General features: G+C 39.8%; 17 protein-coding genes and 1 pseudogene. 9 read left to right on the plus strand and 9 right to left on the minus strand.

Translation table 11 applies throughout. The features are described from left to right. The first annotated feature begins 571 nt into the window (after positions 1–571). Together LIZ08_RS02585 and LIZ08_RS02590 are read left to right on the plus strand one after the other, a co-directional pair. Entirely contained in the window at positions 572–1,480 is a 909-nt protein-coding gene (locus LIZ08_RS02585) for an ABC transporter ATP-binding protein (protein WP_031574611.1), read from the plus strand. A gap of 54 nt (positions 1,481–1,534) precedes the next feature. Beyond that, positions 1,535–2,287, plus strand: a complete 753-nt coding sequence (locus tag LIZ08_RS02590; RefSeq protein ID WP_227038204.1) for an ABC transporter permease — start codon at positions 1,535–1,537, stop codon at positions 2,285–2,287. Between the two features lie 276 nt (positions 2,288–2,563). On the opposite strand, the gene LIZ08_RS02595 is transcribed toward LIZ08_RS02590, so the two are convergent. The 4 genes from LIZ08_RS02595 to LIZ08_RS02610 form a co-directional block, all read right to left on the minus strand. After that, complete coding sequence (locus LIZ08_RS02595; protein WP_227038205.1) at positions 2,564–3,451, minus strand: sensor histidine kinase; 888 nt, start codon at positions 3,449–3,451, stop codon at positions 2,564–2,566. Continuing rightward, a complete protein-coding gene (locus LIZ08_RS02600; RefSeq protein WP_227038227.1) occupies positions 3,451–4,140 on the minus strand; it encodes a response regulator transcription factor in 690 nt (229 codons plus the stop codon). The genes LIZ08_RS02595 and LIZ08_RS02600 overlap by 1 nt, the downstream gene beginning before the upstream one ends. Positions 4,141–4,276: 136 nt before the next feature. Further along, on the minus strand, positions 4,277–5,716 hold the full coding sequence (locus tag LIZ08_RS02605) for a 6-phospho-beta-glucosidase (protein WP_227038206.1): 1,440 nt from the start codon (positions 5,714–5,716) through the stop codon (positions 4,277–4,279). A 129-nt stretch (positions 5,717–5,845) separates the two neighbouring features. Next, complete coding sequence (locus tag LIZ08_RS02610; protein ID WP_025170330.1) at positions 5,846–6,106, minus strand: SemiSWEET family transporter; 261 nt, start codon at positions 6,104–6,106, stop codon at positions 5,846–5,848. A 322-nt stretch (positions 6,107–6,428) separates the two neighbouring features. Between LIZ08_RS02610 and LIZ08_RS02615 the strand changes: the two genes are divergently transcribed. Beyond that, positions 6,429–6,773: a lipopolysaccharide assembly LapA domain-containing protein gene (locus tag LIZ08_RS02615; RefSeq protein WP_227038207.1), complete on the plus strand. Its 345-nt coding sequence runs from the start codon at positions 6,429–6,431 to the stop codon at positions 6,771–6,773. A gap of 177 nt (positions 6,774–6,950) precedes the next feature. On the opposite strand, the gene LIZ08_RS02620 is transcribed toward LIZ08_RS02615, so the two are convergent. The 5 genes from LIZ08_RS02620 to LIZ08_RS02640 form a co-directional block, all read right to left on the minus strand. Further along, the gene (locus LIZ08_RS02620) at positions 6,951–7,298 is read right to left on the minus strand and encodes a VOC family protein (protein WP_227038208.1); all 348 of its coding nucleotides are present in this window, start codon (positions 7,296–7,298) and stop codon (positions 6,951–6,953) included. A 59-nt stretch (positions 7,299–7,357) separates the two neighbouring features. Beyond that, positions 7,358–9,133: a pyruvate oxidase gene (gene spxB / locus LIZ08_RS02625; RefSeq protein WP_227038209.1), complete on the minus strand. Its 1,776-nt coding sequence runs from the start codon at positions 9,131–9,133 to the stop codon at positions 7,358–7,360. A gap of 319 nt (positions 9,134–9,452) precedes the next feature. Then, the gene (locus LIZ08_RS02630) at positions 9,453–11,675 is read right to left on the minus strand and encodes a heavy metal translocating P-type ATPase (protein ID WP_227038210.1); all 2,223 of its coding nucleotides are present in this window, start codon (positions 11,673–11,675) and stop codon (positions 9,453–9,455) included. 9 nt (positions 11,676–11,684) lie between these two features. After that, positions 11,685–12,056, minus strand: a complete 372-nt coding sequence (locus tag LIZ08_RS02635; RefSeq protein ID WP_227038211.1) for a cupredoxin domain-containing protein — start codon at positions 12,054–12,056, stop codon at positions 11,685–11,687. A 10-nt stretch (positions 12,057–12,066) separates the two neighbouring features. Then, a complete protein-coding gene (locus LIZ08_RS02640; protein WP_227038212.1) occupies positions 12,067–12,462 on the minus strand; it encodes a CopY/TcrY family copper transport repressor in 396 nt (131 codons plus the stop codon). 232 nt (positions 12,463–12,694) lie between these two features. On the opposite strand from LIZ08_RS02640, the gene LIZ08_RS02645 reads away from it, so the two are divergent. From LIZ08_RS02645 to LIZ08_RS02665, 6 genes and pseudogenes are all read left to right on the plus strand, one after another. Further along, positions 12,695–12,973, plus strand: coding sequence for a hypothetical protein (locus tag LIZ08_RS02645; RefSeq protein WP_003008749.1), 279 nt, complete (start codon positions 12,695–12,697; stop codon positions 12,971–12,973). 5 nt (positions 12,974–12,978) lie between these two features. Further along, positions 12,979–13,326 (plus strand): cingulin, encoded by a 348-nt coding sequence (locus LIZ08_RS02650; protein ID WP_227038213.1) that lies wholly within the window; start codon positions 12,979–12,981, stop codon positions 13,324–13,326. Further along, a pseudogene (locus LIZ08_RS10415) lies at positions 13,317–13,598 on the plus strand (virulence protein); the annotation flags it as partial. The gene LIZ08_RS02650 and the pseudogene LIZ08_RS10415, both read left to right, overlap by 10 nt. A 55-nt stretch (positions 13,599–13,653) precedes the next feature. Continuing rightward, on the plus strand, positions 13,654–15,006 hold the full coding sequence (locus LIZ08_RS10420; protein WP_319637116.1) for an ATP-binding protein: 1,353 nt from the start codon (positions 13,654–13,656) through the stop codon (positions 15,004–15,006). After that, the gene (locus tag LIZ08_RS02660) at positions 15,007–15,633 is read left to right on the plus strand and encodes a hypothetical protein (RefSeq protein WP_049474136.1); all 627 of its coding nucleotides are present in this window, start codon (positions 15,007–15,009) and stop codon (positions 15,631–15,633) included. Between the two features lie 95 nt (positions 15,634–15,728). Further along, complete coding sequence (locus LIZ08_RS02665; protein ID WP_227038214.1) at positions 15,729–16,364, plus strand: TipC family immunity protein; 636 nt, start codon at positions 15,729–15,731, stop codon at positions 16,362–16,364. Positions 16,365–16,517 lie beyond the last annotated feature (153 nt).

The following is a 16,517-nucleotide window of genomic DNA, read 5'->3' on the forward strand; positions in this document are numbered from 1 at the left end:
GCTAGCTTTAAAAACAGTTGCTCTTAATATAGATAAAGTATATTTTCATGTTACATAACTTAAAAAATCAAGAAATTTAAAGAAATGTTTATTTTTAAAGTTATGCATGAATTTCTTGAGGCTTTCCGCCGTGAGAAAAGTGCCTGAAACACAATTGTTTCAGGCACTCGGGAGTTTTGAGAGTAAAACAGTTTGGGGAACTGTTTTAGCCTGAGCCTAAAAATTGAAAAGGGAAGGGGCTCAAAACGAATTGAACTCGGGCTGCGGATTGTGTCAAAAAGATAAGTTCTCCTAGAATCAAAAGATTCCGCGTCAAACTTCCTATTTTGACTTTATCCGCAGACGCCCTCTGTATCTTAATTAGTCATGGAACTTCTTTGAAGTTCGCTGACGTCCGTACTCACCTAAGGAAAGCCTCTAGGAAAACTTAGTCTTAAAGTCACGGCTAACTTTTTAAAAGTTAGTCGTTTTTTTAGAAATATTTGAGAATTGCTTGATAGTTATTTGAAAAGCAAGCTGTATACTAAGAGTGTAAAGAAAACAACTAGTCATTTGGACGAAGGAGAAAACCATGGAAAAAGTATTAGAAATTTCCCATTTGAGTAAAAAATTTGGTCAACAATACGCCTTAAATGATGTGAATCTCACCATTCGCAAAGGCGACGTTTATGGCCTGATCGGTAAGAACGGGGCTGGGAAAACCACCCTCATCAAGATCATCACCCAGCTGATTCAAGAAACTGACGGAAGCGTCTCTCTCTTTGCTTCTACAAATCGCTCCCAGTGGACCCAAGCCTTGAAACGGGTTGGATCTGTCATTGAAAGTCCCGTGGCTCACAAGCATATGACCGCCTATCAAAACCTGGTCTACTATTGCAAGGCTCGCCATATTCCCAATCCCGACCAGGTCATCAAAGAAACCTTGAACTATGTTGGCCTGAATAATACGGGTAAGAAGAAATTCCGCGATTTTTCACTGGGGATGAAACAACGGTTGGGAATTGCAATTGCGCTCATTGCCAAGCCCGACTTCCTCATTCTAGACGAACCCATCAATGGTCTCGATCCTGTCGGAATCAAGGAATTCCGTCAGATGATCAAGCGCCTCAACGATGAACTCGGCATGACCATCCTCATTTCCAGTCACATCCTCTCTGAACTTTATCTGGTTGCCAACCGCTTTGGTATTGTCGACCAAGGACGCCTGATCAAAGAAATTAGCAAGGCTGAATTCGAGGAGCAAGGCGAAGACTACATCATCCTCAAGACCAGCCAGTTAGCCCTTGCGAGTCAACTGATTCAAGATCAACTCCATCACCGTATCAAGGTCATCGATAAGGATGGTGAAATCCATATCTTCGGACAGACTCACGATATTAAAGTCATTGTCAAAGCCCTCGTCCAAGCCGACATTGATGTGGACGAAATCTACTATGCCCGCCAAGATCTGGAGAAATTCTTTACGGACTTGGTAGACTAGTCAACCCACCGTCTTGTATTACTTACCCCACACATTTCATTTAGGAGATTTATCATGTTGCATACCATTCAAGCAGATTTTTATAGACTTTTTCGCTCCAAAGGTTTTTGGATTACAGAAGCCATTCTCGTTCTCAACATCCTGTCTGGAGTCATTTTTGGTGCTACCGGTCACGTCGGTGTCAATACGGAATCCAAATTACCCCAAGCGACAGAAGTTTGGACGGGCTTTAAAGCCTTGACCAACTACTCCGCCAGCATCAGTGTGACCATTCTCTTTACCATTATTGTCATCACCTTGGTCCTGGGAACAGACTTAACACAAAACTTATACAAGAACAGTCTGGCCTACGGCGTTTCGCGTACCAGCTACTACTTTGCCAAAAGTGCAGTTGTCCTGACCATTGCTCTCTTCCAATTCCTTGTTTCTTATGGTCTTGTCTTCTTGCTCGCGACCTTCTACAATGGAATCGGGACCATGCCTGAGCACTTCCTTGCTCATTTTGGTCTGACCGTGCTGATTCAGTTCCTTTCCACCCTGGCTTGGGTCAGCATCATTTCCTTCCTCCTTTATGCCAGCCAATCCATCACCTTGGCCTTCGTTGGCTACTTCATTGGAAATATCTTCTTAAGCCTTCCTGCGCTCTTCTTTAAAGATATTGATCTTCTCCACTATCTAAACTTGGAATTCCAATATTCCATGGTCCAAAGTACGACAGCTACAACCAACACCCTCTCGATCGCCCTTGGATTCATCCTTGTTTTCGGCTTCCTAGGACTGGCTACCTTTAAACACAAAGATTTATAAAAATAAGGCTTGACGATTGGTCAAGCCTTAGATTGAAGACAAAGTAATTTTAGAAACTTTCCATAGGTGAGTACGGACGTCAGCGAACTTCAAAGAAGTTCCATGACTTAGTTTTGAGTCTAAGGCCTCAAAACTCCCGAGTGCCTGAAACTATTGTGTTTCAGGCACTTTTCTCACAGCGAAAAGTTTTAAATTTTCTTAAATGACTATAGAAAAGTATCTAGCTGTTTTAATGTAAAATAATAGTTTGTCTACATCTAAAGACCTGAGCACTGCTCAAGCCTTTTTTCTTAGTGTAATGGTTAAGATAAACCAGTCTGCCTCCGTTGCCAGTTGCAAGTCTCCCCCTAAGATCTCTACAAAATTTTGAATAATGTAGAGACCCAAGCCAGAAGACTCTTCTGTATCCGATAGATTCTCTGAGTAGAATCGACTAGCCAGTTGGTCTAAGTGCTGAATCGGTTGTTGCACAATACTGCGCAGCTCGACTCGAATCGTGTCCGTATCCGAGGTCAGAGTCAGACGGGCCTGCTCCTTCCCATGCTTAAGAACATTGCTGAGCATATTTTGCAAGAGGCGCTCCCAAAGCTCAGGATCGGTAGCATAATGGAGATGTTTTTCTAACTCTACCTCTAAGGCAATCCCCGCCTCAGACAAGCTATCATAATACTGGAATAACTGCTGGGTTAGCACTTGGCTGAGATTGACGTCTGAAAGCCGAGGCTGGATGGCTCCCTCCATCAAGCGTCTGTATTCCAAGAGAGATTCCAAGTGTTTTGAGACGACTTGAAGATTGGAAGCAATTTTCTTCAGCTTTTCCTCTTCTTGCGTCCCACCCTTGATGATTTGTTGGGTATAGCCCGAAGCAATGGTCAAAGGTGTCCGAATATCATGAGCAATATTACTGATGGCCATATCCAAGGTTTTCTTCTCTTGAAAGGCAATCCGATTGGTCCGCTCGATCTGATCAAAGAGATCACTGACCTGCTTGGTCAAGGCGACCAATTCTTTTTTTGAAACCTGAGAGGTCAACCGTACCCCACTCCCATTTTGGAGCTTCTTTTGAATTTGCTCCTGCAAATCTTTGAGAGCAGAGAGTAGGCGAAGGTAACCCAGTTCAAAGAGAAGGACAAAGACGACTAGAACTAGAACCAATCCCCACATTACTTGTCTCCTTTCAAGCGAACTCCCAAGCCCCAGACGGTTTCAATATAGTCCTCATTAGGATCGAGCTGAGCAATTTTCTTTCGGAGGTTGCTCAACTGGGCATTGAGCGTATTGTCTCCAGGCAGATAAACTTCTTCCCAGACCGCTTCATACAATTCTTCCTTGGTAAAAATCTTCTTTGGATGTGCCAGCAAGGTCTCAAAAATTTGAAATTCTTTTTTGCCCAAGCGAAGCGTATGTTCTCCAGACTCCAGTTCAAAGGTTTCTGGGTTCAGGACCAGATTTTTAAAGGTCAGCTTTTTCGATGATGGAGGTTCCTGTGCCGAAGTGTTGTTATTTCTCAGCTGCACCGTTACCCGAGCTGCCACTTCGTCCAGATTAAAGGGCTTGACGATATAATCATTGGCACCTGCAAGGAGATACTGGCTAATGAGGTGTTTGTCTCCAAGAGCGGTCATCATGATGACCGGCACCTGACTCTGCAAACGGATCTCCTCCAGAACCTGATCGCCATTTTTCCCTGGAAGCATGATATCGAGAAGGACCAAATCAACGCTTTCTTGCTGGAAGAGCCGCAGCCCTTCTGTACCTGAAAAAGCCTGAAGGACCTCATGGTCTTCACTTAAGAGACTGTATAAAATTTCTTGGATATCATTATTATCCTCGATTAATAAAACCCGTGCCACTTGCCACACTCCTTTTTCCTTTGAACTCCAAATCATTTCTATTCCTCTAGCCTATCAAATAAAGGGACCTTCGTCAATGAAAAATACAAAGAAAACACTCGATCAAGAAGAACTTTCCTCCTAATCGAGTGTTGCATTAGTGAACAGAAGCTCCATTGGTCGCAATGACTTCTTTGTACCAATAGAAGGATTTCTTACGGGAGCGGGCTAAAGTTCCTTTTCCTTCATTGTCCCGATCGACATAGATGAAGCCGTAGCGCTTCTTCATTTCTCCAGTCCCGGCAGAGACCAGGTCAATACAGCCCCAAGTCGTATAGCCCCAGAGGACAACACCATCTTCGTTAATGGCATCTCGCATGGCCTTGACATGGGCAGCCAGGTAGTTAATCCGGTAATCATCAGCTACATAGCCATTTTCATCTGGAGTATCCACTGCACCAAGACCATTTTCCACGATAAACATCGGCTTTTGATAACGATCCCAGATGGTATTGAGGGTAATGCGGAGACCAAGAGGATCAATCTGCCAACCCCATTCCGAGCTTTCTAGGTAGGGGTTCTTCAGAGAGGCAAAGATATTGCCCGCTGTTTTCTCCCTTTCAGCTGAATCCCCTGAAGCGACCCGACTAGCATAGTAGGAGAAGGAAATAAAGTCCACCGTATGCTCTTTCAATAATTGAAGGTCCTGCTCGGTCATCTCAACCGTGATTCCCTGACGCTCCCACTCTTTCTTAGCATAGTTTGGGTATTCCCCACGCGCCTGCACATCGATGAAGAAATAGTTCTTGCGGTCTTCTTCTAGACCAGCCCAAACATCTCCCGGAGCACAGGTATGCGGATAGTTTGGTCCTGCTGCCAACATACAGCCCACCTTGTTGTTCGGGTCAATTTCATGGGCAAGCTTGGTGGCAATGGCTGAAGCGACCAATTCATGGTGAGCCGCCTGGTATTTGACTTGCTCCTCATTCTCCCCTTCTTCAAAGCAGAGCCCCGCTCCCATAAAGGGGGCGTGAAGGATCACATTGATCTCATTAAAGGTCAGCCAGTAGTTGACCAAGCCTTTGTAACGAGTGAAGAGCGTTCGGCAGAGGCGTTCGTAGTATTCCAACATCTTGCGACTACGCCACCCTCCATACTCTGTAATCAAATGCATGGGACAGTCAAAGTGGGTAATGGTCACTAAGGGCTCAATGCCATACTTGTGGCACTCCTTAAAGAGGTCTTCATAAAATTGGAGACCCGCTTCATTTGGCTCCAATTCATCCCCTTTTGGGAAGATCCGAGACCAAGCAATGGACAAGCGATAGGTTTTAAAGCCCATTACCCCAAAGAGGGCAATGTCTTCCTTGTAGCGATGGTACATATCAATGCCATCTTTAGCTGGGTAAAAATAGCCCTCTTCAAAATCGAACATCTTTTTCCGACCTGTGATAATGGCTTCACGGTCAGGTCCAATGGGTACCACATCAACGTTAGCTAAACCACGCCCATCGAGATTATAAGCACCCTCACATTGATTAGCTGCCGTAGCACCACCCCATAGAAACCCTTCTGGAAATTGCAATTTATCTGTCATCACTTTACCTCATTTGATTTATTAATTCTATTATACTAAAAAGGAGACAAAAAGTTTGGAACTATCTGGGTAATGATGGTACTGTTCTCGCTTACATGTACGAAAAAAAGACTGAAACCAGTCTCCTTTTTAAATCAAAGCTGTGATAGCGGTTACTAGGCCAAAAATAATACCTGGTGCATTCGCTGCTGCAAGGGGGATATCTCTTTCTTTTTTGAAAAGACCGTAGTAGACCCATAGACTACAGTTGATCGCTGCAACCAAGGGCTCAATGAAATTTCCTTTTTGACCAGCCAGATTGTCCATGATTTGTGGGAAGTAAGACATATACATCATAACAGACATAAAGGTCGCTACCCAACCTAACATTTTCATTTGTTTTTCAGTTATTTTCAAAACCTATTTCATTTTTACTGAATCTTATTTTATAATCTTCTTTCAAAACAATCAAGACTTTGAAGCTTTTGTTATAAAGATGTAAACTATCACAATCTTGTGAGAAGAAAGAGGGAACAGAAAAAAGACTGGATTGCTCCGATCTGTTTAGTCAATCAAATATTAGAAAATGAATACTCCTTTTCAATGAATCGATTGATGGTAAATAAGCTGTTAGAAATTATTGACAGTATCGAAATTTTCTAGTAAAATGAATTTTGTTAATACCTAAATGGTGTGTAATTTTCTATCAACATAGTCAGGAGAAAAGGAACTTATGCTAAAAAAATTTAATGAATTGTCACTGAAAGATAAGGCTTATCTAATTGGCGGTTTGATCTTATTAGTCATTGTGATCTGCTTTGGTCTGCTCAATCGTCAAACAGTAACTGTCAGTCTTGTCTTTACACAACTATCTGCTCCCTTGATTTTGGTGATTTTTACTTGTCTAGTAATCGGGATCATTGTTGGTAGTGCTATTGGTTTTAGCTATCACCATGGCAAGACTCAAGAGCTGAAAAGCCGCATTGCTGAAGCAGAAACGACTATCCATAAAAAAGACAAGGAGCTTCTCCAGTACAAGGAACAGGTGCAACAATTAAAACAGGAAGCCAAACAATAAGTGTAGAAATCATAACCACCCGTCAGCGGGTGGTTTTTTGTCTCGCACCTAATGGAACGAGACGGACTGAAAATCGCATAACAGAAAAAAAACCGGATTGCTCCGATCTTTCAATAGTTCATATTCTCACATTCTGTATTAAGAATCATTGTGGTTAGCTTCAAATGATTAAGCGACCTATTTCATTCGATAAAAATCAAGCACTAGACCAGCAGGACCTTTAACTAATAAGGACTCTGTCCCCCAATCCGTTTCACAAGGACCGTGTAAAATCTCGACACCAAGCTCTTTCAACCGTTTGTAGTTCAGGTCTACATCCTCAACCTCGATATGAAGAATGATTCCTGACTGAAAATCTTCCAAAGGAATTAAATGATTTCGGGACAACATAAGACAGTGACTGCCAATCGTAAACTGAGCAAAACCATCATCAACATAGTCTGCCTTTTTATCCAAGATATGCTCCAGTTCCGCACAGACTTGAGGAACATTTGAAACGATAAGATCTAATTGATTTAAATTCATTTACTATTCTCCATAAAAAGACTGGATTGCTCCGATCTTTTTAAGTCCCACGTTAGGAATTATTTAATAGCGCGTGATTGCAACCCTTCTTCTTCCAAGAAGAGGCGGAATGGTACAAGCTCTTCAGCTTCGTATTTTTCCTTGAAGGCTTTGATTGCTTCTTCTGAGTGTTGTTTTGGATCCAACTCAAGTACTTCTACTGGAAGTGGACGATGTGGAGTGATGTGAGCATCGATCACAACAGTTTTACCTTCTTTGTTCAATTTAACAGCTTCTGCAACAACTGCATCGATGTCTTCGATACGGTCAACTGTAAATCCTACAGCACCTTGCGCTTCAGCGATTTTCGCATAGTCAGCATTAGGGAAGTCACAACCAAACAAGTGTTTGTTTGTGTCTTCGTATTTGTCCTTGATGAAGGCATATTTACCATTTGAGAAGACAACATTGATAACTGGAAGGTCGTATTGAACGTTTGTGATCACGTCTGGGTAGCACATGTTGAATGCACCGTCACCCATGATGTTCCATACTTGGCGATCTGGATTGTCTTTCTTAGCAGCGATACCACCAGGAAGGGCAATACCCATTGTCGCAAAGAGTGGAGATGTACGCCACATGTTCTTAGGTGTCATGTGAAGGTGACGAGTAGATGTTTGAGTAGTGTCACCTACGTCGATTGAGTAGATAGCGTCTTGATCAGCATGTTTGTTGATTGCATTGTAAACTTGATACAATTGCAATTCACCCTCAGTTTTACCTTCGAGTTTGTTCATGTAATCACGCCAGTTTTGGTTGTTCTTCACGTTTGCACGCCACCATGGAGTAGACTCAACTGGGTTCACTTTGTCAAGGATAGCTTTCGCTGCTTGACCTGCGTCACCAAGGATTGAAGCGTCAAGGGCGTGACGTTTGCCAAGTTTGTAAGGGTCAATATCCACTTGGATGAATTTTTCAGTATTCTTGAATGCTTCGTAAACTTCAGCAAATGGGAAGTTTGAACCAAGGAAAAGAACTGTGTCTGCTTCAAAGACCACTTCGTTGGCTGGTTTCCAACCAACACGGTAAGCAGAACCTGTCAATCCTTCGTAGTTCCATTCAAAGGCTTCAAAGTTTTTACCAGTTGTGATGATTGGTGCTTTGATTTTACGTGACAATTCAGTAATCACTTCACCAGCTTTAACACCACCGTAACCAGCGTAGATCACTGGACGTTCAGCATTGTTCAAGATTTCAACAGCTTTGTCGATTTCAAATTCGTTCAAAGCTGGAGCGATGAATGAACGCTCATATGAACCTGATCCATAGTATGAGTTTTCGTCGATTTCTTGGAAACCGAAGTTTACTGGGATTTCAACAACAGCTGGGCCTTTTTTAGAAACGGCAGCACGGCAAGCTTCGTCAATCACTTTTGGCAATTGCTCAGCGTAAGCTACACGTTTGTTGTAAACAGCGATACCGTTGTACATTGGGTTTTGGTTCAATTCTTGGAAGGCATCCATGTTCAATTCGTTAACTGGACGTGATCCAAGGATAGCAAGGAATGGAGTGTTATCCATAGCTGCATCATAAACACCGTTGATCAAGTGAGTTGCACCTGGACCACCTGAACCAACTGCAACACCAATAGATCCGCCAAATTTAGCTTGCATAACCGCTGCAAGAGCACCGGTTTCTTCGTGGCGAACTTGCAAGAAACGGATATCTTTGTCTTCAGCCAAAGCGTCCATGAGTGAGCTAAGTGTTCCTGATGGGATACCGTAGATCGTGTCTACGCCCCATGTTTTCAATACGTTGAGCATTGCTGCAGATGCAGTAATTTTCCCTTGAGTCATTTTAACTCTCCTTCAAAATAATTTCATATATTTACAAAAAGCGCTTTTATATGTTATTTGAAAACGATTCAGTAAATTTACAATCCTAATTTATCACATTTGTTTTCAGATTCATAAGAATGTGCTCAGAAACTTTCATTCTCTATTACAGTACAATTTGGAAGCGTTTCGAAAATCTGTTTTAGAATAGAAAAAAGCGGTTAAGACCGCCTTTTTATACTCAATGAAAATCAAAGAGCAAACTAGGAAGCTAGCCGCAGGCTGTACTTGAGTACGCAAGGTGAAGCTGACGTGGTTTGAATTTGATTTTCGAAGAGTATTAATCGACTTTAGTAAAATTAAGCATAAGAGAGCTGATTAAAACAGATACTGAACTAAAGGCCATGGCCAATCCTGCAAGTTCTGGATTGAGAACTAAACCAAGTCCTGAAAAGACTCCTGCTGCAATCGGAATACCAATGAGGTTATAGATAGAAGCCCAGAAAAGATTGAGTAGAATACGATTAAAGGTCTTCTTACTCATATCAAAAGCACGCGCCAATCCTAGTAAATTGTTGGTTGTAAGGACAAGATCTGCTGATTCAATGGCAATATCTGTACCAGATCCCATGGCAATTCCGACATCCGCTACACTGAGGGCCGGCGCATCATTGATACCATCTCCAACAAAGGCCAATTTGCCATTCTTTTGAAGCTTGTGAATTTCATGTGCCTTTTCCTCTGGCAAGACATTTGCAATCACTTCTTCGATCCCAATTTGCTCTGCAATAGCATGGGCTACTCCAGCATTATCTCCAGTAAGCATGACCGTTCTAAGACCACGTTTTTTCAATTTAGCAATAGCTTCTTTGGCATTTTCCTTAGGGACATCCTGCAAGGCAATTAAGCCTTTTAACTGACCATCTACGGATAGGAAGACAACTGTTTTTGCTTCTTTTTCAAGTAAATCAAATCGTTCTTGATAATCATGTGGAATAGCAAGGTCAGCTAAAAGTTTGGCATTCCCAAGCAAGACTTGTTTACTATTAATAATCCCAGTCACACCTTTTCCATGCAAGGCTTGGAAGTTTTCCACTGGGTAAAGGCTAATTCCTAGTTCAGATGCACGATTGACAACAGCTTGAGCTAGCGGGTGTTGAGAGGCATCTTCTAATGAGGCAGCCAAACTTAGCACTTCTCCTTCATCTCCGATAACATCTGTCACTACTGGCTTCCCTTCGGTCAAGGTTCCTGTCTTATCAAAAACAACCGTTTGAACTTTTTGGATTTCCTGTAGAACTGTACCATTTTTGAGAAGAATCCCCATCTTGGCACTTCGTCCTGTTCCAACCATGAGTGCTGTTGGTGTCGCAAGTCCAAGAGCACAAGGGCAGGCAATAATCAAGACTGCAACACCATAGAGAAGCGACGTTACAAAACTTTCACCAAGAAAAACAAACCAGATCCAAAAAGTAAGGAGTCCTAAAATGACAACTGCTGGTACGAAAATTCCAGAAATCTTGTCTGTCAAATCTTGAATAGGAGCACGACTGGTTTGAGCTTTCTTCACAAAGTCTACAATCTGAGCCAACATGGTTTCAGAACCTACTTTTTCAGCTCTAAAAATGATCGTACCACTATTATTGATGGTTGAACCAATGACAGCATCTCCAACTGATTTATCGACTGGAATACTTTCCCCAGTTACCATTGATTCATCAATACTAGTTTCTCCTTCTATTACAGTCCCATCAACGGCAATTTTTTCACCTGGTCGAACGCGAATGAGATCCCCAACTTTGACTTGTTCTAGAGGTATTTGAACATAAACATCATCACGCAAAACCTCTGCTGTTTTTGCTTGTAGGTCTAATAATTTTTCGACTGCCTGCGAAGTATTTTTTCGCATTTTTTCCTCAAAAACTGTTCCCAAAAGAATGAAGAAGAGGATAAATGCAGCACTTTCAAAGTAAACGGGCAGACCAGTGAAGAGGGCAACTAAGCTATAGAAATAGGCCACTAGTGTTCCCAGAGCAACCAAGGTATCCATGTTGGAATTGTGCTTTTTAAAACTAGCCCAGGCGCTTCTGATATATGGAACTCCAGCTACCAGCATAATAGGTGTCGTAGCTAAAAAGGTGCCCCAACGCATGACTTGGTGACTAATTCCTCCTGTAGACATCCCAATCATGAGAATCACAAGAGGCACAGTAAAGATACTAGTAATCCAAAAACGCTGTAACAGACTGAGAGACTTTTTAGTTTTTTCAACAACGGTGTAGGTCCCCTTTTGCATCTTCATACCACATGAAAATTCATGCTCACCCAAGTCTTGAGGAGTAAAACGAATGACTTTTTCCTCATCTTGAGCGATTGGTTCTAGAATTCCTTCTTCTTCGAAGAGAATTTCTTTATAACAGTTTGACGGTGTCACACGATGAAAGGTAATCTCAGCAGGAATTCCTTTTTGTAGTTGAATATGAGCTGGATGATAGCCTTTTTCTGCTGTGATACGGATTTTTTGAACACCATTTTCAATACTTGCTTTTACAATTTCAGTCATAATATTCTCCTATTCTACAATCATCTTACCGTGCATCATATTCATGCCACAAGAGAAACCATATTCTCCCGCTTCTTCAGGAGTGATTTCAACCACATATTGTTCTCCCATAGGTAGGTCTGCATGCACACCAAAGTCTGGAAATACGATTTGATCCAAGCAAGGTGACGGATCTTTTCGATCGAAAATAATGCGAGCAGGTTGCGATTTTTTGAGGATAATGGTTCCTGGAGTATAGCCTCCCATGACCTCCACTCGAATCTCCTGATAGCCATTTTTTTGCTGGGCTCTCTTTCCGTCTTCTTGAGGTTTTTGGAAAAACCAAAAGAGGATAAAAGCAATCATTCCTAGAACAATAATAGATACAAATAGATTTAACATAGCGTCTCCTTTACATACAATTACATCTTACTTCTGTTACAGCACTTGCTTTTTTCTTTGAAATCACTTCTTCCAAGCCTTCCAAGTCAGCTAGGGTAAAGTCACATTCTTTGATCAAATCAGCAAGTAACTGCTTGATCCTGCGGGAACAAACCTTATCTTTGATATCCTGGACAAGTAACTTCCTACTATCTTCCTGCGTCAACAACGCTGAATAGATAAAGGACTTGCCCTGTTTTTCCCGAGTCAAACATTCTTTCTCAACCAGACGGGCCAAGAGTGTCTGGATCGTGGATTTGGACCAACTGAACCTTTTCTCTAATACTTTTATGAGATCAGTACTGGTCTGCTCCCCCTGCATCCAGATAATCTTCATGACCTGCCATTCTGCATTGGAAATTTGCATGGCCTCTCCTTTCAAAATCTACATTTGTAAATCTTATGATGCTATTCTACTCCTAAGATTTACATTTGTCAACCAAAAGTTTTAAAAAAAAAACAAATCTTCCTTTGAAGATTTGTCTGATTGGGCTTTTTGCTATAGCATTCGTATCTCTTCTACATGGAATTTAAATGTCTTTTCCTAAAAAGTATGATAAGATAGAACTTAAAATGAATTGTTAGAGGAGGAACGTATTATGGATAAAGTTCAAATTAAGTCCAGTCCAATAGAAGCTCAGGCTGCTATTGGTGAACTACTTGGTTTAGATGTATCTCAGAAAGACAACAAACAAGTAGAGTTTAGTTATTCTTCTGGTATTACAGGGATGGAAAATGGTAAGGAAGTAACCAATCAAATGCTTGAAGCAGTTGGAAAGTTTAGCGAAGCTGTTTTAATTCAGGCCAATAAATTTCCTCAAATTGCTGAAACAATGGAAAAAAGAGATATTGAGCAGGCTCAACGTTGGAGGAGTTAAGTCTAGTGAAACAAGACATTAATGAAAAAGAGAGAGATAGACTATTTCACCAAATAGTTCAACTTGAACACCAAGAAGATGAACTTCGCAATTTGAAAAAACGTCGTGAACAATCTTTGGAGAATTTTATAGAGCAATTTAGAAATATTTCTATTAATGCAGAACAAAGATTATCAGTAAATCTACAAAATCAAAGATTCATCCAAGAAACGAGAGAGCTAGAATTGAAAGTTGAACAATATGTGAATAATCAACTTGACGGCTTTGATTATGAAGCAAATAAATTGTTAAAAGATATAGACATAAAAAAAGAAAAGTTAATACATGAAAGGAATAGCCTACCATGGGAATAAAGTATAGTTCTTCAGAGTCAAGTTCATTGATTGAGGCAATGAATAGTAATATTGAGATTGCAAATGAAATAACAGATAGACTCTCTAGTGGTAGTGATTATTTAATTTCTGTCCTTGAATCAGGTAAATTACAAGGGGCAGCATACACTGCAGGGAAAAATCTATTTTCAGAGATCATCATTCCATCAATAAAAAAACTTCAATCAGCTATAGATGACATTCAGACAGAGTTGTCCTCATATAAGAGTGCAGATGCCGTCATTTCAGGATTTAGCGAGTTAGATTTAGATGATTTGAAAACTCAGAAAGAAATTAGATTTAGATGATTTGAAAACTCAGAAAGAAACAAGAGAAAAACAGTTAGCAGAAGTAAAGACACAGATAAGGGAAAACGAAAAACTTCGGAGTATAATAGGTGCTTTAGGAACTGGAAATTTGGGAAATCATATCTCAAAAAATAATGCCTTACATGAGTTGGAATACCAATTACAGATGGGGATTGACGAACTGAAAGACAAAATTGAGAAGTTAGAATGGTTTATGTTGCAGGTTTCTCAATATTTCAGTGATAGCCTACAAGTTTTATCCTTAGCAATCCAGGGAGCCACACAGCTAAGTAAGATTATTGTCGATAATAATGGTAACTATTATGTAGACGGTGTAGACATGACTTGGTTTGATAAAATGAAGAATACTACACTTAAGAATCATGACTTAAATCCAATTGATAAGAGTTTATCTTTTTCAGAAGGACGATTTATAAATACTCTACAAGTTGCTTATGGTTTTAATGAGACTGAATCAAAAATAATATATGATTTGTATGAAAAATTAAGAAATAAATATGGAGCAAAAAAAGCCAACATAGAATTTATTCGGTTAATGGCTGAAATCTCCTATTCAGGAATTTCATGGTATTATACTGCAGGATTACCATCACAAAAAGCAGAAGAACACTTTGTAAAAGAGATGAATAACCTTGGTTTTAAAGATCCTAAAATTGATTTAATAAAAAAAGCGTTAGTGAATCAACATAAGTATTCGGGATTAGTTGCAATAAAGGAAAGTGATTCAAAAGAAATTGTTGAAGAAAAACTAAACATAGCAGCAGATGCAATATTTGGTATAAGTAGTTTTAACGAATTAGATACTCAACAAAAAGAACAACTGGAAGAAATGTTAGATAGATTTGGTGGTAAAGCCGATTATACTCATCAAAATGCGGTTATTTCCACTTATTTTAATGAATCTCCAATGGAAGAAGTAGCAGATACTATATTCGGAATATTAAATGAGAGAGCAGGTTATCTTGGTGATGTGGCAGGTGCTAACGGAGCTCCTCCAAGTATGGGAAATGACGATTATAAAGCTGATCTTGATGCAGTGAATATTTATTATAGAATAAAAAACAACAGAGATTACGTTGAAACTGTAAGTGAATATTATGATGAGGTAGAGTCGCAGACTAAATCAAGAGCACGCGAATTTGTTGTTAATTTAGGAAATGGGAATTATGATGAAGGAATTTTACATTTACAAGATAAATGGTTAACACTTGAGTCAAAAATTAAAGAAAATCCAGAAGTATATGAACATTGGGGAAGAGATCCAATGTATACTTTTAATCGTTTCTTATTAAGTATTATTCATGATAAAAATGATCTTATTGAGGAGAAGTAAATGAAAAATAAAAACAAATTTATCTTTTGTTCACTCGTTTTGCTTGTTTATTTTTTATTGTTCATTTTGAAGCCGATCTACCAATATATTTCATTTTCTAAGATGGATGTGAACAGCAGTATGGTTCAATGGATTCAAGATAAAAGTGATCAGGATTGGCATGCTCTTGATGAGCATATTCATTTAGTAACATCGAAAGAAAATGGACATAACATCGGCCTTATCTATGTGGTGGACGACTATAGTCAAATTGAAAGTAAGATTTCCCCTGAGAATAAGGCGGTATCCATCAGTTATAATAATCGATTACAAGGAGACAAGCGTGTTGAAATTAGTTGGTTGAATGGAGAGAAACGGCTTCGTCATGCTGGGAGATATTTGAAATTAGCAGCTGAGAATCAAGCTGTGATTGAAAGTAGCACAGGTTCTTCAGTGACCGTTTGGGAACAACGTTCGGAGAAAGCTAAAAAGCGATTATATGCAGTTGTAGAACAAATGAAAAAAACTGTTCTAGAACATTTGTTCCATCAAATAGTGTTCTGTTCGCTAGCTGTAATTCTCTTTCTTTTAGGTTGGAGAATTTATGGTGCTTTCGGAAAACGTGGAGATTCGCAATCACCAATGTAGAGGATAAGCCAGCCCACTTTAAAGCGCGAGTGGTGGATCGGTAAACTTGAAAAAACTGTAAATTGACAGAAGAATGGATGCGTGTGAGAAGAAGGATGAAAAAAAGACTACTACTTATTTCAATTTTTATAGCCTTGTGTTTATCTTTTGGTGGTTTTCAGTACTATAAGCATCAGCGAATACATAATATTTTTGATGAAATATATTATGAGAAGAGTGATTACCAGAATATTGAATTTTTATGGCGTAAAAGTGTGTTTAATAATTTAAATGATATCCATATTACGGATAATGATTCAAAGGATGTTTATAAACATAGTGTTGAATACACAGCATCATCCTTGCCTAGAAACATTGGGAAATTAGGTTATCAATTTTATTTTTCGAATTATAGAGCACCTGAAGTTTTTATTTTTATGAGAATAAAACTCCCTGAGACAAAAAATACAATAAATGTAAGTTATACATATAGTGTAACAAATAAAAAAATAGAACGCTATATGTGGTATCAGGATGAGAATAGCGTGAGATATTATCAACAGTCTCAAGTGGAAGCCTTTCTGGCAGAGCATGGAAAGACTATTGAAGGCATTCGCAAGGAAGCAGATGATGTCCTCCGCAATAAAGTCCTGAAAGATTGGACCTCCATCTACTCTAGTCGCTTCAGCCCAAAGAATTGGGGGGATGTGACCGTCAAGGATATTTGGAGAGATGATTTATCTAAAAACTAGAAAATAAGTTATTTCTTTCATAACAGAAAAAGCGAGCTTTGTCATGAAGCCCGCTTATTTGTATGTATAAAAAATTGGGTGAACTCTAATTATTTACAAGCCAAAAACCATGTAAATCATGGCTTTTACTGTTAACGCTAGTTGCCTGCTACA

Source organism: Streptococcus sp. 210928-DFI.4.42, from assembly GCF_020554365.1.
Taxonomy (GTDB): Bacteria; Bacillota; Bacilli; order Lactobacillales; family Streptococcaceae; genus Streptococcus; species Streptococcus parasanguinis_S.